Annotated in this window: 17 protein-coding genes and 2 pseudogenes; 3 read left to right on the forward strand and 16 right to left on the reverse strand. The window is 61.9% G+C overall.

The features are described 5' to 3' along the window. Window positions 1-4 precede the first annotated feature (4 nt). From NUH87_RS20105 to rpsU, 4 genes and pseudogenes are all read right to left on the reverse strand, one after another. A complete protein-coding gene (locus tag NUH87_RS20105) occupies window positions 5-3,745 on the reverse strand; it encodes a bifunctional diguanylate cyclase/phosphodiesterase (RefSeq protein WP_338522440.1) in 3,741 nt (1,246 codons plus the stop codon). A gap of 107 nt (window positions 3,746-3,852) precedes the next feature. Beyond that, entirely contained in the window at window positions 3,853-5,700 is a 1,848-nt protein-coding gene (gene rpoD, locus NUH87_RS20110; protein ID WP_040063462.1) for an RNA polymerase sigma factor RpoD, read from the reverse strand. A 67-nt stretch (window positions 5,701-5,767) separates the two neighbouring features. Then, window positions 5,768-7,728, reverse strand: a pseudogene (gene dnaG / locus NUH87_RS20115) (DNA primase). Window positions 7,729-7,970: 242 nt separating this feature from the next. Further along, window positions 7,971-8,186 (reverse strand): 30S ribosomal protein S21, encoded by a 216-nt coding sequence (gene rpsU / locus NUH87_RS20120; protein ID WP_002551877.1) that lies wholly within the window; start codon window positions 8,184-8,186, stop codon window positions 7,971-7,973. Window positions 8,187-8,381: 195 nt separating this feature from the next. Here rpsU and tsaD point away from each other — a divergent pair, with 195 nt between their 5' ends. Then, the gene (tsaD, locus tag NUH87_RS20125; protein ID WP_338522441.1) at window positions 8,382-9,407 is read left to right on the forward strand and encodes a tRNA (adenosine(37)-N6)-threonylcarbamoyltransferase complex transferase subunit TsaD; all 1,026 of its coding nucleotides are present in this window, start codon (window positions 8,382-8,384) and stop codon (window positions 9,405-9,407) included. A gap of 47 nt (window positions 9,408-9,454) precedes the next feature. On the opposite strand, the gene plsY is transcribed toward tsaD, so the two are convergent. Further along, the gene (gene plsY / locus NUH87_RS20130) at window positions 9,455-10,024 is read right to left on the reverse strand and encodes a glycerol-3-phosphate 1-O-acyltransferase PlsY (protein WP_338522442.1); all 570 of its coding nucleotides are present in this window, start codon (window positions 10,022-10,024) and stop codon (window positions 9,455-9,457) included. A 74-nt stretch (window positions 10,025-10,098) separates the two neighbouring features. Between plsY and folB the strand changes: the two genes are divergently transcribed. Beyond that, entirely contained in the window at window positions 10,099-10,452 is a 354-nt protein-coding gene (gene folB, locus NUH87_RS20135) for a dihydroneopterin aldolase (RefSeq protein WP_040063453.1), read from the forward strand. Beyond that, window positions 10,443-10,961 (forward strand): 2-amino-4-hydroxy-6-hydroxymethyldihydropteridine diphosphokinase, encoded by a 519-nt coding sequence (folK, locus tag NUH87_RS20140; RefSeq protein WP_040063451.1) that lies wholly within the window; start codon window positions 10,443-10,445, stop codon window positions 10,959-10,961. Before folB ends, folK begins: the two co-directional genes overlap by 10 nt. Before the next feature lie 9 nt (window positions 10,962-10,970). On the opposite strand, the gene NUH87_RS20145 is transcribed toward folK, so the two are convergent. From NUH87_RS20145 to NUH87_RS20195, 11 genes and pseudogenes are all read right to left on the reverse strand, one after another. After that, window positions 10,971-12,200: a multifunctional CCA addition/repair protein gene (locus tag NUH87_RS20145; protein ID WP_338522443.1), complete on the reverse strand. Its 1,230-nt coding sequence runs from the start codon at window positions 12,198-12,200 to the stop codon at window positions 10,971-10,973. 64 nt (window positions 12,201-12,264) lie between these two features. After that, window positions 12,265-13,834 (reverse strand): annotated as a pseudogene (locus NUH87_RS20150) (SpoVR family protein). Next, entirely contained in the window at window positions 13,831-15,102 is a 1,272-nt protein-coding gene (locus NUH87_RS20155) for a YeaH/YhbH family protein (RefSeq protein ID WP_338522444.1), read from the reverse strand. The pseudogene NUH87_RS20150 and the gene NUH87_RS20155 overlap by 4 nt, the downstream one beginning before the upstream one ends. Before the next feature lie 142 nt (window positions 15,103-15,244). Next, on the reverse strand, window positions 15,245-17,167 hold the full coding sequence (locus NUH87_RS20160) for a PrkA family serine protein kinase (protein WP_040063444.1): 1,923 nt from the start codon (window positions 17,165-17,167) through the stop codon (window positions 15,245-15,247). Window positions 17,168-17,468: 301 nt separating this feature from the next. Beyond that, window positions 17,469-17,798 (reverse strand): thiosulfate sulfurtransferase GlpE, encoded by a 330-nt coding sequence (glpE, locus tag NUH87_RS20165; protein ID WP_040063441.1) that lies wholly within the window; start codon window positions 17,796-17,798, stop codon window positions 17,469-17,471. 35 nt (window positions 17,799-17,833) lie between these two features. Then, a complete protein-coding gene (locus NUH87_RS20170) occupies window positions 17,834-18,709 on the reverse strand; it encodes a symmetrical bis(5'-nucleosyl)-tetraphosphatase (RefSeq protein ID WP_338522445.1) in 876 nt (291 codons plus the stop codon). Next, a complete protein-coding gene (gene apaG, locus NUH87_RS20175; RefSeq protein ID WP_040063438.1) occupies window positions 18,709-19,089 on the reverse strand; it encodes a Co2+/Mg2+ efflux protein ApaG in 381 nt (126 codons plus the stop codon). Before apaG ends, NUH87_RS20170 begins: the two co-directional genes overlap by 1 nt. A gap of 108 nt (window positions 19,090-19,197) precedes the next feature. Further along, window positions 19,198-20,016 (reverse strand): 16S rRNA (adenine(1518)-N(6)/adenine(1519)-N(6))-dimethyltransferase RsmA, encoded by an 819-nt coding sequence (gene rsmA, locus NUH87_RS20180; protein WP_040063437.1) that lies wholly within the window; start codon window positions 20,014-20,016, stop codon window positions 19,198-19,200. Next, on the reverse strand, window positions 20,013-21,002 hold the full coding sequence (pdxA, locus tag NUH87_RS20185; protein ID WP_338522446.1) for a 4-hydroxythreonine-4-phosphate dehydrogenase PdxA: 990 nt from the start codon (window positions 21,000-21,002) through the stop codon (window positions 20,013-20,015). The genes rsmA and pdxA overlap by 4 nt, the downstream gene beginning before the upstream one ends. Continuing rightward, a complete protein-coding gene (locus tag NUH87_RS20190) occupies window positions 20,999-22,315 on the reverse strand; it encodes a peptidylprolyl isomerase (protein ID WP_338522447.1) in 1,317 nt (438 codons plus the stop codon). The genes pdxA and NUH87_RS20190 overlap by 4 nt, the downstream gene beginning before the upstream one ends. Continuing rightward, on the reverse strand, window positions 22,296-25,121 hold the full coding sequence (locus NUH87_RS20195; protein ID WP_338522448.1) for an LPS-assembly protein LptD: 2,826 nt from the start codon (window positions 25,119-25,121) through the stop codon (window positions 22,296-22,298). The genes NUH87_RS20190 and NUH87_RS20195 overlap by 20 nt, the downstream gene beginning before the upstream one ends. Between the last annotated feature and the right edge of the window lie 27 nt (window positions 25,122-25,148).

Here is a 25,148-nt window from a genome sequence, read left to right on the forward strand (position 1 = left end):
CGAATTATAGCGATGGTTTCTCGCGGGTGCTATCCGAAAACTCCGAAAGCGTCATATGAAGAAAAGTCGCGGCGAATTCTTCGGCCGGCAACGGCAGGCTGACGATGTAGCCCTGGATCTGTTCGCAACCTTCGGCGGCCAGGAAAGCCTGCTGGGCCTGGTTCTCCACGCCCTCGGCAATCACCGTGAACTGCATGCTGCGCCCCAGGGCGATGATGGCGCGGACGATGGCGACATCGTGGGGATCATCCGGCAGGCCGCGAACGAATGACTGGTCGATTTTCAGCACGTCCAACGGCAGGCGCTTGAGGTAGCTCAGTGACGAATAGCCGGTGCCGAAGTCGTCAATGGCCAATTGCACCCCCAGGCGCTTGAGCTGGTGCAGGACCTCCAGGGCCTCCTCGGCCTGGCTCATGATGAAGTTTTCGGTGATCTCCAACTGTAGGCAGCCAGGCTCGAGACAGTAATCCCTGAGCAACTGTTCGATCCGCGCGAGCAGGTTCGGTTGGCGCAACTGCGCGCCGGCCAGGTTGACCGAGAGCGGGCCGAAGTCGCGATGGGTCCTGTTCCAGCGTTGCATCTGCCGGCAGGCGCGCTCCAGCACCCAGTCGCCAATTTGCAGGATCATGCCGTTCTCTTCGGCCAACGGAATGAAATGCTCGGGTGGCACCTCGCCAAGGGTCGGGTGCTGCCAGCGAATCAAGGCTTCGGCCCCCACCAGTTGACCGCTGTCGAGACTGATCTTGGGCTGGTAGAGCAGGTGCAGTTCCTGGCGTTCGATGGCCCGGCGCAGTTCGTGCTCCAGGGCCACACGCTCGCTGGCCTGGGCCGTGAGGTCGCGGGTGTAGCTTTCGACCCGGTTACGCCCCTTGGCCTTGGAGCGGTACATCGCCGCGTCGGCGTTCTTGATCAGGGTGGCGACATCGTTGCCGTCCTTGGGGTAGAGGCTGGTGCCGATGCTGGCGCTGATGAAGAACTCGTGCTCGCCGGCCTGGAACGGTGCGCTGAAGCAACCCAGCAGCTTGTTGGCCAGGTGCAGGGCATCGCTGGCCTGGTGCAGGCCCGGCAGCAGGATGATGAACTCGTCGCCGCCCAGTCGGGCCACGGTGTCGATGTCGCGCAACTGGTCCTTGAGCCGGACGGCAATGCCTTTGAGCAACAGGTCGCCGACCGGATGGCCCAGGCTGTCGTTGATATGCTTGAAACGGTCGAGGCCGAGAAACAGCACGGCGCCCTGGCCGCCATTTTCGCTCTGGCTGTTCAGCGCGGCCAGCAGGCGGCTTTCGAACAGGCTGCGGTTGGGCAGGCCGGTCAACGGGTCGTGGTGGGCCTGGTAGTCCAGGCGGGCCTGGGCATGCTTGAGGCTCGAAATGTCGGCGAATACGGCGACGAAGTGGGTGACCACAGTATCGCGGTTACGCACGGCACTGATGGTCAGCCAGCTGGGGTAGAGCTCGCCGTTCTTGCGCCGGTTGCAGATCTCGCCCTGCCAATGGCCTTCGGCGGTCAGTTGATGCCACATGGCCGCGTAGAAGGCGCTGTCGTGCTGGCCGGAGGCTAGCAGGCGCGGGGTATGGCCCAGGGCTTCGGTTTCGCTGTAGCCGGTGATCTCGCTGAAGGCCCGGTTGACCGCGCTGATGTGTTGCTGGGTGTCGGTGATCAATACGCCTTCGGCGGTGCTTTCGAAGACGGTGGCGGCCTGTTGCAGCTTTTCCTGCATGACGTGGCGCTCGGTGATGTCCCGGGCGATGGTCAGCATGCAGTCCTCGCCGCCGATGGGCAGCGGCCGGCTGGAGAGTTCGCACAGGCGGACCTGCCCGTCGCTGCGGCGGATATGGCAACTGAAGTCACGGACAAAACCATCGCGATGCAGCAGTTCGAGCAGGTGCTTGCGTTCGTTCAGGTTGACCCACAGGCCCAGGTCCAGGGTTGAACGGTCCAGCGAGGTGGCGCTGTTGTAGCCGGTAAGGCGACTGAAACCGTCGTTGACCTCCAGCAGCAAGCCGTCGCTTTGCCGGCTCAGCAGCAGGCCGTCGGGGGAGGCGTGGAAGGCCTTGGCGAACTTCTCTTCGGATGTTTGCAGTTGTTGCTGGGTTTGCTTGAGCTGGCTGATGTCCCGGACCACCACCACCAGGGCGGGTGTGGTGTCGAGTTCGAAAGGCTCGGCGGAGATCAGGCCGGTGAACAGTTGGCCATTGCTGCGTCTGAAGGGCATTTCCAGGTTGCGGATACTGCCGCCCTGCAAGCGCTGCAGCAGTCCCGCGCCCACGCCGTCGACGGCCCAGATGTTGAGCTCGGTGGCGGTGCGTCCGATCACGTCCCGGGCGTTCAGGCCTATCTGTTCCTCGAAGGCCTTGTTGACTTCCAGCAGGTGGCCGTCGGACAGGCGGGCGATGACCAGGATGTCCGGGCATTGCTGGAAGACCGAGGCGAATTTCTGTTCCGACAGGCGCAGCGCTTCCTCGGTGCGCTTGATTTCGCTGATGTCGATCATCAGGCCGCGTATGAGCGGTTCGTGGTCGTGTTCGATCAGGCTGACCAGATCGCGTACCCATAGCGTGCGGCCATCGGCGCTGATCACCCGATAGTCGAGGGTGTGGTCGCGCCCTTCGGTTATTTCCTTGTCACAGAACGCCTGGGCACGGGTCAGGTCGGCGGGGTGGGTAATGCTGCGCCAGAATCCGGGAATCAGCCAATGGGCCAGCGGATAACCCAGCAAGGCTTCGGCATGGGGCGAGACATAGGTGTAGGTGAAATCCATCCGCGCTTCCCAGGCGATGGCCGATAGGCTCTCCACCAGGCCGCGGTAATGGTATTCGCTGCTGCGCAGTTCCTGCTCGAGGGCCACGCGCCGGGCGATTTCCGAACTCAGGCGGCGGTTGATGCGGATCACCACGGCCAGCACGCTGACCAGCAGCAGGACGCCGGGCAAGCCGTAGAGCAGCAGGTCGGTCCAAGAAGAGGGGTTGATCGGGATGTTGCCCACCCAGCGTTTCTGGATGGCCTCGGTCTCGGCGACGCTCATGTCGGCCATGACCTTGTCGAGAATGCCGACGAAGATTTTCTGGTCCTGGGGCACGGCCATCGCCAACTGGTAGCGATAGGGCGTTTCGCCGCTGACGTAGAGCCCTTCGAGCTTGAGCTGGCGCAGGCTCCAGACACTGGAGGCGAGATCGCCGATGACAGCGTCGACCTCGTCGGTGGCCAGGGCCTGCAGGGCCGAGCTGACGTTGGGCAGGGCCACGAGGTTGAGGTCCGGATGATGGCTGCGTAACAGCTCGTGGGGCGCGTAGTTCTCCACCACGGCGATCTTCAGGCCATAGAGGTCTTTCATGTCATGGGGTTTGGCACCGCCCTCATGGGCGAGGATGACAATCGGAAAATCCAGGTAGGGGCGGGTAAAGGACAGGTAGGCCTGCCGTTCCGGGGTCGACATGATGCCGGGCAGCAGGTCGACCTGGCCCGTCTTCGCCAGTTGCAGTACCTCGGTCCAGCTCACCGGTTCGATGGGGGTGAGCTTGATGTTCAGGCGCTCTTCGATCAGGTGGATGTAGTCGGCCGCCAAGCCATGGTAGGCGCCGTCTTCCCCCCTGAACTCGAATGGCGGCCACGACGCATCGACACCCAGGCGCAGCTGCGGGTGGGCCTTGAGCCAGTCACGTTCCTCATCGGTGAGATTCAACGCTCCAGCCGTTGCGGTCCAGGTAAGCAGCAGCAACAGAAGCAGGGCTGTCAGTCTGGGCATAACGGTCTCGTTATGGCACGGGGGATGATTCGAGTGTAGACGGACGGCGGCTGGAGAAAAGGGAATCTGCACAAAGCAAAACCCCCGGCAAGCCGGGGGTTTTGGTATCACTCGTCGAGGAAGGAGCGCAGATGCTCGCTTCGCGTCGGGTGGCGCAGCTTGCGCAGCGCCTTGGCTTCGATCTGGCGAATCCGCTCACGGGTGACATCGAACTGCTTACCGACTTCCTCAAGGGTGTGGTCGGTATTCATGTCGATACCGAAGCGCATGCGCAGTACCTTGGCTTCACGGGCAGTGAGGCCGGAGAGCACTTCGCGAGTCGCTTCCTTGAGGCTTTCAACGGTGGCGACATCGATGGGCGACTGCATGGTCGAGTCTTCGATGAAGTCACCCAGATGAGAGTCTTCGTCATCACCGATCGGGGTTTCCATGGAGATCGGCTCTTTAGCGATCTTCAATACCTTGCGGATCTTGTCCTCAGGCATTTCCATGCGTTCGCCCAGCTCTTCCGGCGTCGGTTCACGACCCATTTCCTGCAGCATCTGCCGGGAAATACGGTTGAGCTTGTTGATCGTCTCGATCATGTGCACCGGAATACGGATGGTGCGGGCCTGGTCGGCGATCGAGCGAGTGATCGCCTGACGGATCCACCAGGTGGCATAGGTCGAGAACTTGTAGCCGCGACGGTATTCGAACTTGTCCACCGCCTTCATCAGGCCGATGTTGCCTTCCTGGATCAGGTCGAGGAACTGCAGGCCGCGGTTGGTGTACTTCTTGGCGATGGAGATCACCAGACGCAGGTTCGCTTCAACCATCTCTTTCTTCGCGCGGCGGGCCTTGGCCTCACCGATCGACATGCGACGGTTGATGTCCTTGATTTCGACGATGGTCAGGCCGGTTTCGGTCTCGAGCGCAGTCAGCTTCTGCTGGCAACGAACGATATCGGCTTGCACACGACCAATGGCTTCGGCGTACTTGCTCTTGCCTTTGGCCAGGGCGTCGGACCAGCTTTCGTCGACTTCATTGCCCGGGAACTGGCGCAGGAAGTCGGCACGCGGCATGCGGGCATCACGCACGCACAGCTGCATGATGGCGCGTTCCTGCTGGCGCAGGCGGTCCAGGGCGTCGCGAACGCGCTCGACCAGGCCTTCGAACTGCTTGGGCACCAGCTTGATCGGCATGAACAGGTCGGCCAGGGCCACCAGTTCGGCAACTGCCAGCTTGTGATGGCGACCGTGCTTTTTCAGGGCCTTGCGGGTGATTTCCATCTGCTCGGCCACGGCGCCGAAGCGCTGTGCGGCAATGATCGGGTCTGGACCGCTTTCGGCTTCTTCTTCGTCGTCGCTGGCTTCGGCGTCATCGTCGTCGCTGTCGTCGTCCGCTTTCACGGCCTTGGCATCGACAGGTGGCGGTACTTCGGCGGCCGGCGGCGCAGTGCCGTCGTCCGGATCGATATAGCCGCTCAGGACGTCGGACAGGCGACCGCCTTCGCTGGTGACGCGATCGTATTCGCTGAGGATGTGTTCAACCGTGCCGGGGAAGTGCGCGATAGCGCCCATCACTTCACGGATGCCCTCTTCGATACGCTTGGCGATTTCGATTTCGCCTTCACGTGTGAGCAGCTCTACCGTACCCATTTCGCGCATGTACATGCGCACCGGGTCGGTAGTGCGACCGATGTCGGTTTCCACGGCCGCCAACGCTGCTGCTGCTTCTTCGGCAGCGGCTTCGTCGGTATCGGCTTCGGCCAACAAAAGGGCATCCGCATCCGGAGCACTCTCGAATACGTTGATCCCCATGTCGTTGATCATGCGGATGATGTCTTCCACCTGTTCCGGATCTGAAATATCCTCCGGCAGGTGGTCGTTGACCTCCGCGTAAGTCAGGTAACCCTGCTCACGACCACGGCTGATCAACTCTTTGAGGCGAGACTGCTGTTGCGCTTTTCCGGACATAACACCCTATCCACTGAAGGTCTTGGCGGGCAAAAAACAAGCCGAGGATTATACCCGAGCTATGACCTCACGCGCCAGTTGAGGTCGGGTTTGATGCAGGAAGATTGCGTTTTAGCAGTTCAAGCAGCTGATTTTTGTCTTCAGCGCTCAATTCGCCTTGCCGCGACTTCCTGATGAGTTGCTCCAGCTTTCGCTCGCGTTGACGGGTCGACAAGCTGGTTATGGTGTCGAAAAACTGTTGTTCAAGGTTATCTCCTTCGATCAGCCACTCCTTTTCCGCCAAACGGGTGAGTAATCGACCCTGGTCGGTGCCGTGCCAGCGCGAAAGTAGTTGAAATGAGCTTAGCTCAGGATTCTTTTGCACGGCTTCGAGCAAGGCCACGAGCAGCTGTGCATGGACGTTTTCTTCATCCGCGAGGTGACCGGCGGTCTCGACCTTGGCGGCCAGTTGCGGGTGATGGACCAATGTGCGCAGGGCGGTGAGCGTCGGCGGCTCGACGGGCGCCGGGGTACGCGGGCCACGGGGCTCGTCGCGGTCGCCGCCGCGCTTGCCGTTCTTGTCCCAGGGTTTTTTTTCCCATTTCTTGCCGCCCGCACCGGGCTTCTTCGGGGTCCACTCCTGCTGGGGGCGTAGGCCTCCTGCGGCGCATGGTAGTCCGAATAGTCGGGCATGGCGTCGTAGTCGATGCCGGGGTCGTAGGGCGGTGGCGCTTCGGCCGGCGCGCTGTGCGCCAGTTGGCTGACGGTTTCGCTGGTCAGGCCGGTAATCTGTGTGAGGCGTTGGCGCATCAGGGTGCGCAGGTTCGCCCCCGGCACCTTGTCGATCAGCGGTGCGGCGAGGGTGGCCATGTGCGCCTTGCCTTCCAGTGAGCGCGGGTCCGCCTCTTCGCTCAGTTGCTGGAAGAAATAATCCGCCAGCGGCTGTGCGTGCTGGTTGATCCGGGCGCGGAAGGCGTCAGTGCCTTCGGCGCGAATCAGGGTGTCCGGGTCTTCGCCTTCGGGCAGGAACAGGAAGCGTGCGCGACGGCCGTCCTGCAGGCTGCCCAGGGTCGCTTCCAGTGCGCGCCAGGCGGCGTTGCGGCCTGCCTGGTCGCCGTCGAAGCAGAACAGGACGTTGGGCACCACGCGAAACAGGCGCTTGAGGTGTTCTTCGCTGGTGGCGGTGCCCAGGGTCGCGACGGCGTTGCGCAGGCCTTGCTGGGCCAGGGCGATAACGTCCATGTAGCCTTCGACGACGATGATTTCGTCGAGGTTGCGGTTGTTCTTGCGGGCCTCGAACAGGCCGTAGAGTTCCTGGCCCTTGTGAAACACCGGGGTTTCCGGCGAGTTCAGATATTTGGGCTTGTCGTCGCCCAGTACCCGGCCGCCGAAGGCGATGATCCGGCCGCGGGTATCGCGGATGGGGAACATCACGCGGTCGCGGAAGCGGTCGTAGCGCTTGCCGGTTTCAGCGTTCTCGATCAGCAGGCCGGCGTCGATCATGGCTTTCTGCTGGAGCGTGTCGCTGGAAAGGTGCTTGAACAGGTTGTCCCAGCCCGGCGGGGCAAAGCCCAGGCCGAAATCCCGGGCGATCTCCCCGGTCAGGCCGCGACCCTTGAGGTAGTCCACCGCCGCCTTGCGTGCCGGGTGGCTTTTCAGCGCCTGGCGATAAAAATCGGCGGCCGCCGTCAGGAGCGGGTAGAGCGGCGAATCGGTCGGCTGGCGCGGTTTGTGCGCGCGGCCGCTTTCCTCGCGGGGGATTTCCATGCCGGCGGCTTTGGCCAGGTCCTCGACGGCCTGGGGGAAATCCAGGTTGTCGTGGTCCATGAGGAAGCCGAGGGCGTTGCCGCCAGCGCCGCAGCCAAAGCAGTAGTAGAACTGCTTGTCCGGGCTGACGCTGAAGGACGGTGTCTTTTCCTTGTGGAACGGGCAGCAGGCGGTGTAGTTCTTGCCGGCCTTTTTCAGTTGCACGCGCGAACTCACCACGTCGACGATGTCGGTGCGGTTGAGAAGGTCGTCAATGAAACTTTGGGGAATCAGCCCCGCCATGGCGTTCTCATCATCGCAGAGTGCTCGATAGCTGGAACGGAAAGGGTGTGCTCGTCATTAGCCTTGGAAGGCTCGTCAGTAAAGACGTGCACCGCTGGCGAGTGCCAGGTCTGACGGGGTGAAGCGGGTTCGTCTGGGTCGCATCGGCGGCTTCGACGGTGAAGCATCAAGCGATATCCGCAAATGCCATTAGCCCGGCTGAGGGCCGGGCTTGGCAGAAGCTTGCAACGAACGTCTGTGTATTAGTACAGACGAACGGCGCGGCGCTGTTCGCGCTGAACTTTCTTGGCGTGACGCTTGACAGCAGCAGCTGCCTTACGCTTACGCTCGGAAGTCGGCTTCTCGTAAAATTCGCGGCTACGAACTTCAGCCAGAACACCGGCTTTTTCGCAGGAGCGCTTGAAACGACGCAGAGCTACGTCGAAGGGTTCGTTCTCTTTAACTTTGACGGCTGGCATCCAGAGCTACCTTCATTCATTACCGGGGTCAACGTCCTCAGGCAAAAGCGCACTGGAGATCGTCGGTTTTTAAGGGTTGCGGATGTTAACCCCTCGTGGCGAGGAATGCAAAGCCTCTGATCGAAAACCGCTGGTCGGGGCCCGGAGTGACGACTATTATTCGCGCCTTCGAATTTAGCCTCAGGGCGCAAACCCATGCTAGTACTGGGATTAGAAACCTCCTGCGACGAAACCGGCGTCGCGCTGTACGACAGTGAACGCGGGCTTCTCGCCCATGCGCTGTTCAGTCAGATCGACCTGCACCGCGCCTATGGTGGCGTGGTGCCGGAGCTGGCCTCGCGTGACCACGTCAAGCGCATGCTGCCGTTGATCCGCCAGGTCCTGGCCGAGGCCGACTGCGCGCCGACCGAGATCGATGCGATTGCCTACACGGCCGGTCCTGGCCTGGTCGGGGCCTTGCTGGTCGGGGCTTCGTGCGCCCAGGCCCTGGCCTTTGCCTGGGATGTGCCAGCGCTGGGCGTGCATCACATGGAAGGCCATCTGCTGGCACCGATGCTGGAAGAGCAGCCGCCGGAGTTTCCGTTCGTCGCTTTGTTGGTCTCCGGCGGGCATACCCAGCTCGTTCGCGTGGACGGCATCGGCCAATACGCCTTGTTGGGGGAAACCCTGGACGATGCGGCCGGTGAAGCGTTCGACAAGACGGCGAAGATGATCGGTCTCAATTATCCGGGTGGTCCGGAAATCGCCCGCTTGGCCGAGCAGGGTGTGGCGGGGCGTTTCGTCTTCCCGCGGCCGATGTGCGATCGCCCGGGGCTGGATTTCAGTTTCAGCGGCCTGAAGACCTTCGCCCTGAATACCTGGCAGCAGTGCGTCAGCGCTGGGGACGACGGCGAGCAAACCCGTTGCGACATCTCGCTGGCCTTCCAGCAGGCGGTGGTGGAGACTTTGACCATCAAGTGCAAGCGTGCGCTGAAACAGGCGGGCATGAAGCGCCTGGTGATCGCCGGGGGCGTCAGTGCCAACAAGGCCCTGCGGGTCTCGCTGGAAAAGATGCTGGGTGACATGAAGGGCAGTGTGTTCTATGCCCGCCCCGAGTTCTGTACCGATAATGGCGCGATGATTGCGTTTGCCGGGTGTCAGCGTTTGCAGGCCGGACAGAAGGAAAGCTTGGCGATCAGCGTGCAGGCACGCTGGCCCATGGAGCAGTTGTCGGCGATTTGAGCGGCGGTCGATGGAAGGTGGCGTGTGAGCCATCTTCACGGCCAGGATCAGAAATGTCGTTCGCGCCCTGCGAAAAGGTCGCGTAGATTGCCGCGATGGCGCCAGACGATCAGTCCGGTCACCACGCTCATCGGCAGCAAGGCAGCCGGTTCCTGCCAGGCCAGCAGCGGCAGGGTCAGCGGGGTGGCGATCAAGGCGGCCAGGGAGCTGGTGCGGGTGAGGTAGAAGGTCAGGAGCCAGGTCGCGAGGGCCAGCAGGGCGGCGGGTGGGTACAGCCCCAGCAGCATGCCGGCCGCCGTGGCGACGCCCTTGCCGCCGCGAAAGCGGAAGTACACTGGAAACAGGTGGCCGAGGACGGCGCAGAGCCCGACCCAGGCTTGCTGCTGGAGCGACAACCCGGCGGCGCCGGCGATCAGCACCGACAGCAAGCCTTTGCAGAGGTCGCCGAGCAAGGTCAGGATGGCCAGCTTCTTGCCGGCCAGACGCAGCATGTTGGTGGCGCCGGCATTGCCCGAGCCACTCATTCGCGGATCGGGGCTTCCCGTGAGGCGGCTGAGCAAAATGGCGAAGGACAGAGAGCCGAGCAGGTAGGCGAGGATCGCCAGTAACCAAAACATGCTAACTATTCCGGGCGGGGACGCCCTGATTCTAACGGCGCATTGCGCCCTTGTCGTGCTGCGGAGAGAAGTGCTTGGACAGAGTGTTTATCGAGGGCCTGGAAGTCGACACCGTGATCGGTGCCTATGACTGGGAGCGCGGCATCCGTCAGTGCCTGCGCCTTGATCTCAGTTTTGCCTGGGACAACCGCCCGGCCGCGGCCGGTGACGATCTGAGCCTGGCCCTCGATTATGCGAGCGTTTCTGCGCGCATCCAGCTGTTTGCCGAGCAGTCGCAGTTCCAGTTGGTGGAAACCTTCGCCGAACGCCTGGCACAGGTGCTGATGAGCGAGTTCCAGATTCCCTGGTTGCACCTCAAGCTGACCAAGCCGGGGGCCGTTGCGGCGGCCAAGGGCGTGGGCGTGGAGATCGAGCGCGGATGTCGCTAACTCAGGTTTATCTCGGGCTCGGCAGTAATATCGAGCGCGAAACCCACTTGCGCGCCGGGTTGGACGCGTTGGCCGGTTTCCTGGTGGATATCCGCTGTTCGGCGGTGTTCGAAAGCCAGCCGGTGGGCATCAAGAGCGGGCCGTTCTTCAATCTGGTGGTGTCGGCGTTTACCGACCTGCCGTTGCTGGAGCTGGATCGGCGCTTGAAATTCATCGAGGCCGACAATGGTCGCTATGCGCCGGATCGCAAAGGGCTGCCGCTGGACATCGATGTGCTGTTGTATGGCGAATGGGTGGGGAATTTCGACGGACTGATCCTGCCTCGGGCGGAAATTCTCAAGAATGCCTTTGTGTTGTGGCCTTTGGCGCTGATCGCGCCGGACCGGCTGCATCCCGAGGCGGGGAAACCTTTCGCGACGTTGTGGGCAGAGGCGCGGATCGATCAGGTGCTGGCTCCCGTGGCATTTGAATGGCGTGGGGGGCAGTTGACGCCCCCGGACCTGCTGTAGGTCGCGCACCTAGCCTGCGGCCTGCTCCTTGTAGGCCTTGAGCGCTTTCAGGCGTTCGCGCTTGAGCGCTTCGCCCAGTTCCGGCCCCTTGAATCCCTGTTCCAGCAGCGGCTGAACGGCAACCGCCTTGGCCGCCGCCGCCGCACCTCGCAGATAGTCCGCCTGTGGATAAGCCCGCTCCTCCAGCCCCAGGCGCCCGCGGGCATCCATCTCGCAGGCGGCGATAAATTCCTCGAAACGCTGCGGTCGTCGATAGACATCGAAGCTCTGCAGCAACTCCAGCAAGGTCGAGGCTCTGAGTTCCAGGGCGCGATGGCCATGGGTGTGGTACTCACCCACCAGCAACGCCAGTTCCTGGCAGTCGCGCGGTACCTTGTAGCGCTCATTCACCGCCTTTATCAGCTTCAGTCCCTTGGACTCGTGGGCAATGTGTTTCGGCCATTGGTCTTCGGGCGTCAGTCCCTTGCCGAGGTCGTGCAGCAGGCAGGCCCAGCGGACGGTCAGCGGTTGCCGATGGCGTGCCGCTTGCTCCAGCACGCTCAAGGTATGCGCGCCGCTGTCGATTTCCGGATGATGTGCCTCGGGTTGCGGCACCCCGAACAAGGCGTCGACTTCCGGAAACAGCACGGCGAGCGCACCGCAGTCGCGCAGCACCTGGATGAACACCTGGGGTTGGTCTTCCATCAGGGCGCGGGAGATTTCCTTCCAGCTGCGCTCCGGCGTCAGGGCTTGCAGCTCGCCCGATTCGGCCAGCTGGCGCATCAGCGCCAGGGTCTCGGGGACCACCTTGAAACCCAGGGCGGCATAACGCGCGGCAAAGCGGGCTACCCGCAGGACCCGGAGGGGATCTTCGGCGAAGGCGGGGGAAACATGACGCAAAAGGCGGGCATCGAGATCCGCCTGGCCGTGATAGGGGTCGGTCAGGTTGCCGTGCTCGTCTTCAGCCATGGCATTGATGGTCAGGTCCCGGCGGATCAGGTCCTCTTCCAGTGTGACATCAGGGCTGGCGTGGAACGTGAACCCGCCATAGCCGTGTCCGCTCTTGCGCTCGGTCCGGGCCAGGGCATATTCCTCACCGCTCGAAGGGTGGAGAAAAACCGGAAAGTCCGCACCGACCGGGCGAAATCCCTTGGCGAGCATCTCTTCGGCGCTGGCACCCACCACCACCCAGTCGATATCGGTAACCGGCCGGCCCAGCAGGCGATCGCGAACCGCGCCGCCGACTTTATAAATCTGCATGAAAAACCTCCGTTGGCACGACAGGATAACCCGTGGATCGCGCCAGCGGAGGCGAGGGTGCTGCTCAGAGATGAATCACGGCCAGATCCAGTCGACCGTATTCCCCATCGCTGTGGTCACCCTTGGGGGGATGTGGTGGGTTTTCATGACCTGGTCGCCTTGCAGGGTTTCCAGGTGGATATCGAAGCCCCAGAGCCGGTGCAGGTGCTTGAGCACTTCGTCGGTCGAATCGCCCAGGGGTTTGCGGTCATGTTGCTGGTGACGCAGGGTCAGCGAGCGGTCGCCGCGACGGTCAATGCTCCAGATCTGCACGTTGGGTTCGCGGTTGCCCAGGTTGTACTGGGCGGCCAGGGTTTCGCGAATGATCCGGTAGCCGCCTTCGTCATGAATGGCCGGTACCAGCAGGTCGTCGCGCTGGTCGTCATCGAGGATGCTGAACAGCTTGAGGTCGCGAATCACTTTCGGTGACAGGTACTGCAGGATGAAGCTCTCGTCCTTGAAGCTGCTCATGGCGAACTTGATGCTCGAGAGCCAGTCGCTGCCGGCCAGTTCCGGGAACCAGCGACGGTCTTCTTCCGTCGGCTCCTCGCAGATCCGTCGAATGTCGCGGTACATGGCAAACCCCAGGGTGTAGGGGTTGATGCCGTTGTAGTAGGGGCTGTCGAAGCCCGGTTGGAACACCACGCTGGTGTGGGAGGTCAGGAACTCCATCATGAAGCCGTCGGTGACCAGCCCTTCGTCGTAGAGATCGTTCATCAGGGTGTAGTGCCAGAACGTCGCCCAGCCTTCGTTCATCACCTGGGTCTGGCGCTGCGGGTAGAAGTACTGGGCGATCTTGCGCACGATCCGCACGATTTCCCGCTGCCAGGGTTCCAGCAGCGGCGCGTGTTTTTCGATGAAATAGAGGATGTTTTCCTGGGGTTCGGGGGGAAACGTGCGTTGTCCTTGTCGCTGAACTTGTCCGCACCCTTGGGAATGGTGCGCCACAGGTCGTTGATCTGCTTCTGCAGGTGCTCCTCGCGGTCCTTCTGGCGCCGTCGCTCCTCTTCCGCGGAAATCGGGTAGGGGCGTTTGTAGCGGTCGACGCCGTAGTTCATCAGGGCGTGGCAGGAGTCGAGCAGGTCTTCGACCGCGTCGATGCCATGGCGCTCCTCGCATTGCATGATGTACTGCTTGGCGAAGACCAGGTAGTCGATGATCGAGCTGGCGTCGGTCCAGGTGCGGAACAGGTAATTACCCTTGAAGAAACTGTTGTGGCCATAGCAGGCGTGGGCCACCACCAGCGCTTGCATGCAGATGGTGTTCTCTTCCATCAGGTAGGCAATGCAGGGGTCCGAGTTGATCACGATTTCGTAGGCCAGGCCCATCTGGCCGCGGCTATAGGATTTTTCCGTGCTGAGGAAGTGCTTGCCGTAGGACCAATGGTGATAACCCAGGGGCATGCCGACGGAGGCGTAGGCGTCCATCATCTGCTCGGCGGTAATCACCTCGATCTGGTTGGGGTAGGTATCCAGGGCATAGCGATTGGCGATACGGCTGATTTCGCGGTCGTAGGCCTGGATCAGCTCGAAGGTCCACTCGGAGCCGGTGGAAATGGGTTGGCGTTTCTGCTGTTTCTGCTCTTTGGCGGTCATGTCACTAACCTGCGCTGGAAGAGTTCACGGAAAACCGGATAGATATCGGCGGCCGACACCAGCTGCTGCTGGGCAAACGTATCGCTGAACGCCTCGCAGATGCGTTCGTATTCGTACCACAGGGCCTGGTGTTCGCGGGGGGTGATCTCTACGTAAGTGTAGTACTGCACGAACGGCATGATCTGGTTGATCAGGATGTCGCGGCAGATCGGCGAGTCATCGTTCCAGTTGTCGCCGTCAGACGCCTGGGCGGCGTAGATGTTCCACTCGTTGGTCGGGTAGCGCTCGGCCATGATCTCCTGCATCAGCTTCAAGGCGCTGGAAACGATGGTGCCGCCGGTTTCCCGTGAGTAGAAGAACTCCTCTTCGTCGACTTCCCGGGCGCTGGTGTGATGGCGGATGAACACCACCTCGATCTTGTCGTAGTTCCGTTTGAGAAACAGGTACAGCAGGATGAAGAAGCGCTTGGCGATGTCCTTGGTCGCCTGGGTCATGGAGCCGGACACGTCCATCAGGCAGAACATCACGGCCTTGGAGCTGGGGTTGGGTTGCTTGACCAGCAGGTTGTACTTGAGGTCGAAGGTGTCGAGGAACGGTATGCGATAGATGCGCGCGATGAGTTTCTCGATCTCCGCCTCGATTTCCTGAATATCGCCGAAGTTGTCCGGCTCTTCCCGTCTCAGTCGCTCCAGTTCGGCCTTGGCTTCCTTGAGTTTGGCCCGGCTGCTGCCGGACAGGGCGATCCGTCGGGCGTGGGCCGAGCGCAGGGTACGGATGATGTTGATGCGCGAGGGGTTGCCCTCGTTGCTGATCCCGGCGCGGACGGTCTTGAAGGTGTCGGTGCCGGTGAGGTTGCGCTTGACCAGGTTCGGCAGCTCCAGGTCCTCGAACATGAACTCGAGAAACTCTTCCTGGGTGATCTGGAAGACGAACTCGTCCATCCCTTCGCCCGAGTTGCCGGCCTTGCCCGGGCCGCGGCCACCACCGCCGCCGGGAGGCCGGGGGATATGCTCGCCGCTGGTGAATTCCTTGTTGCCGGGATGAACCACGGTTTGCTTGCCGCCACGGCCGTGGTGCAGCACGGGCTCATCGATGTCGCGGCCGGGGATGCTGATCTGCTCGCCATGTTCCATGTCGGTAATGGAGCGCCGACTCACGGCTTCCTCGACAGCCTTTTTGATATGGTCACGGTAGCGCCGCAGGAAGCGCTGGCGGTTCACTGTGCTCTTGTTCTTGCCGTTGAGACGTCGGTCGATCACATAGCTCATGAGGAGCCCTCCGGACAGCTTCAAGTTACAAGCTTCGAGCGCCAAGCTGGAAGCTTAAAGACAAGCGGTCGGCTCCCGCACCGCAAGCATGCCGATGAGCGTGCCTGCGGCTTGTCACGTACCGCTTGCAGCTGCCCCGTTACTACTGCGATTTTCTGACCCGCAGGTACCACTCGGAGAGCAGGCGTACCTGTTTGTCGGTGTAGCCGCGTTCGACCATGCGTGTGACGAAGTCGTTGTGTTTCTTTTGATCCTCTTTGCTGGCTTTGGCGTTGAAGCTGATGACCGGCAGCAGATCCTCGGTGTTGGAGAACATTTTCTTCTCGATGACCACCCGCAGCTTCTCGTAGCTGAGCCAGGTCGGGTTCTTGCCGTTGTTGTTGGCCCGGGCGCGCAGGACGAAGTTGACGATCTCGTTGCGGAAATCCTTCGGATTGCTGATGCCGGCCGGCTTTTCGATTTTCTCCAGCTCTTCGTTCAGGGCCACGCGATTGAGGATCTCGCCGGTTTCCGGGTCGCGATATTCCTGGTCCTGGATCCAGAAGTCGGCGTACAGCACGTAGCGGTCGAAGATGTTCTGGCCATACTCGCTGTAGGACTCCAGGTACGCGGTCTGGATTTCCTTGCCGATGAACTCGATATAGCGCGGTGCCAGGTATTCCTTGAGGTAGCGCAGGTAGCGCTCACGGGTTTCGGCCTGGAACTGTTCCTGTTCGATCTGCTGTTCCAGCACGTACAGCAGGTGAACCGGGTTGGCGGCGATCTCGTGGGGATCGAAGTTGAAGACCTTCGAGAGGATCTTGAACGCGAAGCGGGTCGACAGGCCGTTCATGCCTTCGTCCACGCCTGCCACGTCGCGGTATTCCTGGATCGACTTGGCCTTGGGGTCGGTGTCCTTGAGGTTTTCGCCGTCGTATACCCGCATCTTGGAGTAGATGTTGGAGTTTTCCGGCTCCTTGAGGCGCGAGAGCACGGTGAACTGGGCCAGCATCTTCAGGGTGTCGGGCGCGCAGTGGGCCTTGGACAGGGAACTGTTGAACAGCAGCTTGTCGTAGATCTTCACCTCGTCGCTGACCCGCAGGCAATACGGGACCTTGACGATGTAGATCCGGTCGATGAAGGCTTCGTTGTTCTTGTTGTTGCGGAAGGTGTGCCATTCCGATTCGTTGGAGTGGGCCAGCAGGATGCCGGTGAACGGAATCGCCCCCAGGCCCTCGGTGCTGTTGTAGTTGCCTTCCTGGGTGGCGGTGAGCAGAGGGTGCAGCACCTTGATCGGTGCCTTGAACATTTCCACGAACTCCATCAGGCCCTGGTTGGACCGGCACAGGGCGCCCGAGTAGCTGTAGGCGTCGGCGTCGTTCTGTGGAAACTCTTCCAGCTTGCGGATATCGACCTTGCCCACGAGGGCGGAGATATCCTGGTTGTTTTCGTCACCCGGTTCGGTCTTGGCCACGGCGATCTGGTTGAGGATCGAAGGGTAGAGCTTGACCACGCGGAACTGGCTGATGTCACCGCCGAACTCGGCCAGGCGCTTGGTGGCCCAGGGAGACATGATGGTGTTCAGGTAGCGCCGGGGAATGCCGAAGTCTTCCTCGAGGATCGCGCCATCTTCCGTGGCGTTGAACAGACCCAGGGGGGATTCGAAGACCGGTGAGCCCTTGATGGCATAGAAAGGCACTTTCTCGATCAGTTGTTTCAGCTTTTCCGCCAGGGACGATTTACCGCCGCCGACCGGACCCAGCAGGTAAAGGATCTGTTTCTTCTCTTCCAGGCCCTGGGCGGCATGGCGGAAATACGAAACGATCTGGTCGATGCATTCTTCCATCCCATGGAAGTCTTCAAAGGCCGGATAGCGACGAATCACCTTGTTGGAGAAGATGCGCGACAACCGCGAGTTGGTGGACGTATCCAGCAGTTCGGGGTCGCCGATGGCCAATAGCAGGCGCTCGGCCGATGACGCATAGGCACTGCGATCCTTTTTGCACAGCTCGAGGTACTCCTGCAGCGTGAGTTCTTCTTGCCGTGTGGATTCGAAGCGTTGTTGGAAATGGCTGAAAATGCTCATGACGTCACCTCGCTCGATACGTGGAGCCGGTGCCGGATCAGTCAGTCCCGTGCTGGCATGCAACCGCGAAGCCGTTGCCGTTTACCCCCCAGAACACCTTCAAGGCGACAATCGCCTTGAAAATTGCTACCGATGACCCGAACGCCGGTGTACCGGCTCTCCCCTGATTTGGATGGCCTGCGCTTAAGGATAGTTCGGAATCGGCGGGGGCAAGTCAAGATGAGCAATTAGTTGCGCCTGACCGTTCGTCAGGAAAGGCTCTAGCCCGCGGATCCTGCGGGCTCCAGCAGGAGAAAAATAATTATTCGGAAATATCCTGAGCAATTTCTGATGGATAGGTCGTGCGCCACAGTTCGAAGCCACCGTCCAGGCTATAAACGTCGCTGAAGCCCTGGCTGACCAGGTAGGCGGCTGCGCTCTGGCTTGAATTGCCGTGGTAGCAGCACACCACCAGCGGCGCATCGAGGTCGGCGGCGCGAATGAAATCGGCGATGTTGTGGTTATCCAGATGCCGGGCGCCGCTGATATGGCTCTGGGAGAAGGCCTGCGGGTCGCGGATGTCGACGACCACGGCGCCTTGCTCGCGCAGGGTCTGGGCTTGGTCGGGCGGGATGCGTTTGAATTCGGTCATGTTGGGCTCCGTCGGGGGCGGGTAGGTCGTACAGTCTAGCGATATAACCAGGCGCGGAATCGCTCGCGCAGGGTCGGTGGCGGGGCGACACCCCCCTGGGCGTCACATTTGCAGCTCAGGCGTTCGCCGGTGTCGACGTTCATCAGGGTCATGGCACCGCCCCAGACGCAACCGGTATCGAGGGCGAAGATGCCGGGCTCGTCGCATTGGCCCTCAAGGGCTGCCCAGTGGCCGAAGATGATCTTCAGGTCCTGGGTCCTGCGCTCCTTGTAGCTGAACCAGGGGGCGTAGCCGCGGGGCGCGGTGTCGGCGCCTTCCTTGCCCTTGAGGTCGAGCTTGCCGTCGGCGGTGCAGAAGCGCATGCGGGTGAAATAGTTGGTGATCACCCGCAGGCGGGTCACGCCCTGCAGGGCACCATCCCACTTGTTCGGCTCATTGCCGTACATGCCGTCGAGGAAGGCGGGCAGGAGGTTGTCGTCGCGCAAGGCTGTTTCCACTTCAGCGGCGCATTTGAGGGCTTTCTTCAGGCTCCACTGGGGCGGAATGCCGGCGTGGACCAGGGCCACGTTGCGCTCGGCATCATGGTGCAGCAGCTTTTGGCGGCGCAGCCAGTCCAGCAGTTCGGCGCGATCCGGCGCGTCGAGGATCTCGTGCAGCGTATCGCTTTTTTTCAGGCGTTCGATGTTATGGCCGGCCGCGAGCAGGTGCAGGTCATGGTTGCCCAGCACGCAAACCAGCGACTCGCGCATGCGGTAGAGAAAACGCAGGGTTTCCAGGGACTGCGGGCCCCGGTTGACCAGGTCACCCACCACCCACAGCTTATCCCGGAGCGGATCGAACTTGACGCGTTCGAGCAGGCATTTGAGCGGTTCCAGGCAGCCTTGCAGGTCGCCGACGGCATACACCGCCATCAGTGCAGGGCCCCGGGTACGGCAAGGCGGAAGGGGGCGATCACGGCTTCGAAGTGCTTGCCGTCTTCGGCCAGCATCTGGTAACTGCCCTGCATGTTGCCGACTTTCGTCGTCATCACCGTGCCACTGCTGTAGGTGTGGCTCTGGCCGGCCTCGATCAGCGGTTGCTGACCCACGACCCCGGCACCGCGCACTTCTTCCACATGGCCGTCGCCATCGGTGATCACCCAGTGCCGTGACATCAACCGCGCGGACAGTTGGCCGTTGTTCTGCACCGTGATGGTGTAGGCAAAGGCAAAGCGGTTCTGCTCGGGTTGCGATTGTTCTGCGAGGAAGCGGGTGACGACGCTGACGTCGACCTGGTAACGAGGATCGGACATGCAAGAGGCCTTGGAGGCTGAAGCGCAAGAGACGCAGGGATTAAGCCCAGTCTAGGTCATGTGCCGGGTAGTAGGCCAGACATGTACGCTGGCCCGCTACCGGTGGGATCAGTTGACGTCGGGTGTCCTGGCGGTCTGCTCGCTGAGTTTGTCGGCCAGGCGCACGAAGGCGGCCAGGTCGAGCTGTTCCGGGCGCAGGCTGCCGTCGACGCCGGCGGCCTCGATCTCGGCGCTGCCGAGCAGAGCCTTGAGGGTGTTGCGCAAGGTTTTGCGGCGCTGGTTGAAGGCTTCGCGAACGATGCGCTCCAGCAGGCGGTGATCCTTGGCCGGGTGGGGCAGGACGGCGTGGGGCACCAGGCGCACGATGGCCGAGTCGACCTTGGGCGGCGGGTTGAAGGCGCCCGGGCCGACATTGAACAGGTGTTCCACGCGGCAATGGTACTGGACCATGATCGACAGGCGTCCCCAGTCGCCGCCGCCGGGGCCCGCGGCCAGGCGTTCGACCACTTCCTTTTGCAGCATGAAGTGCATGTCGCGAATCAGGCTGGCGTTGTGCAGCAGGTGGAAGATCAGCGGCGTGGAGATGTTGTAGGGCAGGTTGCCGACCACCCGCAGGCTGTTGGGCGCCGGGTTCAGGCGGGTGAAGTCGAACTTCAGCGCATCGCCCTGGTGCAGGTTGAAATTCGGCCTGCCAGCGAATTGCTGGTTGAGGATCGGCACCAGGTCCTTGTCCAGTTCGACGACATCCAGTTGTGCGCCACTGCCCAGCAGGCCTTCGGTCAAGGCACCCTGGCCCGGGCCGATTTCCAGCAGGCGGTCTTCGGCCTTGGCATTGATGGCGCGCAGGATGCGGTCGATCACGCCAGCGTCATGCAGGAAGTTCTGTCCGAAACGCTTGCGCGCCCGGTGTTGGTATTGCTCGGTCATAAACGGGTCTCGGCCATCTGGTAGGCGGTTTCCAGGGCGACTTGCAGGCTGCCGGTGTCGATCTTGCCGCTGCCGGCCAGGTCCAGGGCGGTGCCGTGGTCGACCGAAGTGCGGATGATCGGCAAGCCCAGGGTCACGTTGACCGCGGCGCCGAAACCTTTGTATTTCAGCACGGGCAGGCCCTGGTCGTGGTACATCGCCAGCACCGCGTCGCAGTGCTCCAGATATTTGGGGGTAAACAGAGTGTCGGCGGGCAGCGGGCCACGCAGGTCCATGCCTTCGCCGCGCAGGCGCTCCAATGTCGGTTCGATGATGTCGATTTCTTCGTGACCCAGGTGCCCGCCCTCGCCGGCATGGGGGTTGAGCCCACAGACCAGGATGCGCGGCTTGGCAATGCCGAACTTTTCCCGCAGGTCGCCATGCAGGATGCGGGTGACCCGCTCCAGGCGCTCCGGGGTAATGGCATCGGCGACGTGTCGCAGGGGCAGGTGGGTGGTCACCAGGGCCACGCGCAGTCCTCGGGTCGCCAGCATCATCACCACCTGGGCGGTGTGGGTCAGGTCGGCGAGGAACTCGGTGTGGCCGGAAAAGGCGATCCCGGACTCGTTGATCACGCCCTTGTGCACCGGGGCGGTGATCATGCCGGCGAAGTCGCCGTCCAGGCAGCCTTGGCCGGCACGGGTCAGGGTTTCCAGGACAAAGGCGGCATTGGCCTTGTCCAGTTGCCCGGCGACGACCGGGGTCGACAACGGGGTATCCCAGACATACAGGCTGCCCACCGGGGCCGGTTGCTCGGGCCATTGGCCCGGTGCCACTGGTAGCAGATCGACGGTCACGCCCAGTTGCGCGGCCCGCTCACGGAGCAGGTCACGGCTGGTAATGGCGATCAGGGGGTAGGGCTGGGACTGCGCGGCGAGCAGCAGGCAAAGGTCTGGACCGATGCCCGCCGGCTCGCCGGGTGTCAATGCGAAACGCCGGGGTTTCACTTTGGCGCCTGTTCCGCGCCGGGGAGCTTGATTTCAACGTAGGCCTCGTCACGGATCTGACGCAGCCAGGTTTGCAGCTCTTCATCGTATTTGCGATTACGCAGCACGGTCATGGCTTGCTGTTCGCGGGCCTGGGTGGTGCTGTCGGTGGCGCGACGGCCGAGGACTTCCAGTACGTGCCAGCCGTATTGGGTCTTGAACGGCTTGGACAGGACACCTTGCGGGGTCTTCGCCATCACTTCGCGGAATTCCGGTACCAGCGCGTTCGGGTCGACCCAGTTCAGGTCGCCGCCGTTGAGCGCCGAGCCCGGGTCTTCCGAGAAGCTCTTGGCCAGCGTGGCGAAATCTTCGCCGTTGGAGATCCGCTCGTAGAGCCGCTGCGCCAGGGCCTGGGTTTCGGCTTCGCTGCGAATGGCGTTGGGCTTGATCAGGATGTGACGAACATGGACTTCGTCACGCATCTGCATCTCGCCACCGCGCTTCTCCAGGACCTTCAGGATGATGAAGCCCCCCGGGGTGCGTGTCGGCTCGCTGATGTCGCCAATCGCCATGCTGTTCAGCATGCGGTCGAACGGTGGTGGCAGTTGAGCCGGCTTGCGCCAGCCCATGTCGCCGCCTTCCAGGGCGTTGTCGCTGCCGGAGTGGGCAATGGCCAACTGACTGAAATCAGCGCCTTGCTTGAGTTGCCGGTAGAGGTCCTGGGCCTGGGCCGCGGCCGTCTGGATGGCTTGCGAACTGGCGCTGTCCGGTGTCGGAATCAGGATATTGGCCAGGTGCAGTTCTTCGGAGAGCTGCATCTTGCCCAGGTCCGAGGCGAGGAAGTTCTTCACTTCCTGTTCCGAAACCTGGACGCGCTCGGCGACACGACGCTGACGCACGCGGCTGATGATCATTTCCCGGCGAATCTGGTCACGGGCGTCCTCATAGGAGAGGCCGTCGTGCGCCAGGGCGGCGCGGAATTGATCGATGCTCATGTTGTTGCGCTGGGCAATGGTGCCGACGGCCTGGTTCAGCTCATCGTCGCTGATGCGAATGCCGGAGCGCTCGCCGATCTGCAATTGCAGGTTCTCGACGATCAGGCGGTCGAGGACCTGCTGGTCGAGGACGCTGGTAGGCGGCACGCCACCACCGCGCTTGGCGATGGTCTGCTGAACCTCGTGGACGCGCTGGTCCAGTTGGCTCTTCATGATCACATCGTTGTCGACGATGGCCGCGACGGTGTCGAGGGGTTGCACGGCGGCGTGAACCGCCGCACTCAGGACCAGCGCGCCCAGCATCAGCGGGCGCAGACAATCAGAAAGCTTGATCTTCACGTTCACGATAACCTTGGATGCCTTTGTCGAGGAAGCTCTCGACCTTGTTGCCCATGACGCCACCCAGGCCCTTCAGTACAAACTGAAGGAAGATACCGTGGTCGCCTCGTTCGTTTTGCGGAGCCAGTTGACTGAACTCGTCATACTGGACCCAGTAGCGGTTGATCAGGCGCATTTTCCAGCAGCAGTTGTCGTACTCGAAGCCGCCGAAGGCTTCCAGTGTACGGTTGCGGTTGTAGTCGTACTGCCAGCGGCTGATGACGTTCCACTGCGGAACGACAGGCCAGATGACCGAGAAGTCGTGCTGCTCGATCTTGTAGTAGTCCTTCACGAAGTTCGCGGTGCCTGGGGTGCCGTAGTCACCACCGAACTGCCATTGGCCGGTGTTCTGGTTGTAGATCACCTGGTCATTGCGATAGCGATAGCCGGCGTTGACCACCTTGTTCGGGTTGTCTTCAGGCTGGTAGTGGAACATCGCACTGCCGGAACGCGGGCTGTGGCTTTCCGGGTCCCAGTTGTAGTCGGCGGTTGCACGCCAGTCGCGGTTGAAGTTGTAGGCGTACTCCAGGGCGTACGGCGACACGTTGGTCTTGGCGTCGGCGCGGGTGGTGAAGTTGACACCCGGCAACTGCACCGTGCGGTCCTTGAAGTAGTACGCCTGGCCAACACTGATGCGCTGACGTTCGAAACCGTTGTCCTCGATCCAGCGGCTGGTAACGCCCAGGGACAGTTTGTTCTCGTCGCCGACGCGGTCATTGCCGGAGAAGCGGTTTTCACGGAACAGCGACGCATAGTTGAAGCTGTATTCGGCGGTGTCGAACACTGGAATGTCTTTCTGGTCCTTCTCCGGAACATAGAGATAGAACAGGCGAGGTTCCAGGGTCTGGCGGTAGTTGGTGCCGAACAATTGGGTGTCGCGGTCGAAGTACAAGCCGCTGTCGATACTGGCGATAGGGACGCCGCGGCTTTGCGAGCGGTCGTAGACCCCGCCGACGTAATTCGCGCCGAGCGCGGCCTGAGCCTGCTGGATCTGGGTTTGCCCCAGAGAGCTCAGGTCCAGATCGTATTGGGTGTACTGGTATTTCAGCGATGGTATGACATAGCCATACGTCGAGTTGAGCGGCAGGCTGATACCTGGTTTCAGGTTCAGGCGGTCACCGTTGGCACGGGCCAGGCCGGTCACGTTGGTGTCCAGGCGCGGCGTCCCGACTGTGCCGTCAGTATTGAAAGGCCCGCCGTCCTTGTCGAGATAGTTACCCGACTGCAAGCTGCGCTCGAAGCGAACAGCTTCAGTTTCGTAGGTGAAATTGAGGCCTTCCGGATGATAAGGCAGGACACCGGCGAAAGTGATCTGTGGCAGGCGGTTGTAAGGTGTGATGACCGCCACGCTCGCCAACTCAAAGGCCTGCACGTTCAACTGGGCGTTGAAATCGTCACCGCGATAGGTCGCCATCGCCTGCTGATTCACATAATCAGCGCTCTTGACGCCGATCTGGTAGGTCTGCAAGTCCTGGAAGTAGTACGGATCGCTGATCTTGGTGTAGTCGACCGTGGTCAGTACCCGCGAATCCAGCCCGCCCTTGTGCTGCCAGTTGATCATGTAGCGATCTTTGGTGGAGTCCGTCTGTTTGGCGCGATCGTTGCTCTCGTCGTTCAGGAACGCGCCGCCGAACTGCCCTTCGGTGGACTTGGTCAGATAGCGGAACTCGCCTTCGGTCAACAGTCCGCGCTTGGTCATGTAGTGCGGATACAACGTGGCGTCGTAGTTCGGTGCCAGGTTGAAGTAGTAAGGCGTGGTCAGGTTCAAGCCCGAGGTGCTGTCGCTGGAGAGGCTTGGCGGCAGGAAGCCGGACTGGCGACGGTCATCGATCGGGAAGTAGATGTACGGGGTATAGAAGACCGGAATGTCCTTGACCCGCAAGGTCACGTTGGTGGCCGTACCGAAGCCGGTCGCGGGGTTCAAGGTGATGTTGTTGCCCTTGAGCTGCCAGGCGTTGCTGTTCGGCTCACACGTGGTGTACGTACCGTCCTTGAGGCGAATGATCGCATTCTCGGCGCGCTTGGCGTACAGCGCGTTGCCGCGCACATGCGACTTGTGCATCACGTATTCGGCGTTGTCGACCTGCGACTCGCCCGTGTCCAGCTGCACCTCGGCATGGTCACCGACCAGCAGGGCACCCTGGTCGCGAACACGAACGTTGCCGTTCAGCTCGCCACGGTTTTCGGCCTGGTACAGGCTGGCTTCGTCGGCCTCGACCTGCATACTGCCCTGGCGCATGACCACGTCGCCGGCCAGTGTGGCGACCTGCTTATCCTGTTCGTAACGCGAGGCCTTGGCCCCGATGAAGGTCGGCGAATCACTTTTATTCGTCGTGTCATTCATGCCAGGACGAATCGGTTCGATATAGGAACCAGAGCAGTAAGGACCGGCTTCGGCCAACTGTGCGGGCGTCAGCTTCTCACGTGGGACCCAGTCGAGGTGACTGTAGTCGGCACTGCGCGACTGCAGGCCGCGACCCTTGGCCTCGGTGACCAGTACCGGGCCGGCGGCCTTGCCGCTGCTGGAACCGCTGTCCGCCGGGGCTGCAGCGCCCGAGGCCACGGCATTGGTGTCATGCACGGGACGTGGCGGCAACGGGGCCGCAGTGGTCTTGGGGGCGCAGTCCCAGGAACCGGAAGCCGAGGCGGCGCAGTCAAACTGCTCCGCGGCGACCGCGAACGGGGTGGCAAGAGGTTGCAGAGCCAGCAAACCGCCAGTCACCAGCAACGGGAATTTTTTACGAAACGCGGGGGATTTCAATGCCATCTTATTAGTCCGGGCTTCCTGCGTGCC

It is taken from the genome of Pseudomonas batumici (assembly GCF_036585405.1).
Classification (GTDB): domain Bacteria; phylum Pseudomonadota; class Gammaproteobacteria; order Pseudomonadales; family Pseudomonadaceae; genus Aquipseudomonas; species Aquipseudomonas batumici.

What these genes read in the sequence shown, in the direction of transcription:
- tsaD (WP_338522441.1), top strand. Translation starts at nt 8,382, where the DNA reads ATGCTAGTACTGGGATTAGAAACCTCCTGCGACGAAACCGGCGTCGCG.
- NUH87_RS20170 (WP_338522445.1), bottom strand. Translation starts at nt 18,709, where the DNA reads ATGGCGGTGTATGCCGTCGGCGACCTGCAAGGCTGCCTGGAACCGCTC.
- rsmA (WP_040063437.1), bottom strand. Translation starts at nt 20,016, where the DNA reads ATGACCGAGCAATACCAACACCGGGCGCGCAAGCGTTTCGGACAGAAC.
- apaG (WP_040063438.1), bottom strand. Translation starts at nt 19,089, where the DNA reads ATGTCCGATCCTCGTTACCAGGTCGACGTCAGCGTCGTCACCCGCTTC.
- NUH87_RS20155 (WP_338522444.1), bottom strand. Translation starts at nt 15,102, where the DNA reads ATGAGCTATGTGATCGACCGACGTCTCAACGGCAAGAACAAGAGCACA.
- NUH87_RS20195 (WP_338522448.1), bottom strand. Translation starts at nt 25,121, where the DNA reads ATGGCATTGAAATCCCCCGCGTTTCGTAAAAAATTCCCGTTGCTGGTG.
- NUH87_RS20145 (WP_338522443.1), bottom strand. Translation starts at nt 12,200, where the DNA reads ATGCAGATTTATAAAGTCGGCGGCGCGGTTCGCGATCGCCTGCTGGGC.
- NUH87_RS20160 (WP_040063444.1), bottom strand. Translation starts at nt 17,167, where the DNA reads ATGAGCATTTTCAGCCATTTCCAACAACGCTTCGAATCCACACGGCAA.
- NUH87_RS20105 (WP_338522440.1), bottom strand. Translation starts at nt 3,745, where the DNA reads ATGCCCAGACTGACAGCCCTGCTTCTGTTGCTGCTGCTTACCTGGACC.
- plsY (WP_338522442.1), bottom strand. Translation starts at nt 10,024, where the DNA reads ATGTTTTGGTTACTGGCGATCCTCGCCTACCTGCTCGGCTCTCTGTCC.
- rpoD (WP_040063462.1), bottom strand. Translation starts at nt 5,700, where the DNA reads ATGTCCGGAAAAGCGCAACAGCAGTCTCGCCTCAAAGAGTTGATCAGC.
- rpsU (WP_002551877.1), bottom strand. Translation starts at nt 8,186, where the DNA reads ATGCCAGCCGTCAAAGTTAAAGAGAACGAACCCTTCGACGTAGCTCTG.
- folK (WP_040063451.1), top strand. Translation starts at nt 10,443, where the DNA reads ATGTCGCTAACTCAGGTTTATCTCGGGCTCGGCAGTAATATCGAGCGC.
- glpE (WP_040063441.1), bottom strand. Translation starts at nt 17,798, where the DNA reads ATGACCGAATTCAAACGCATCCCGCCCGACCAAGCCCAGACCCTGCGC.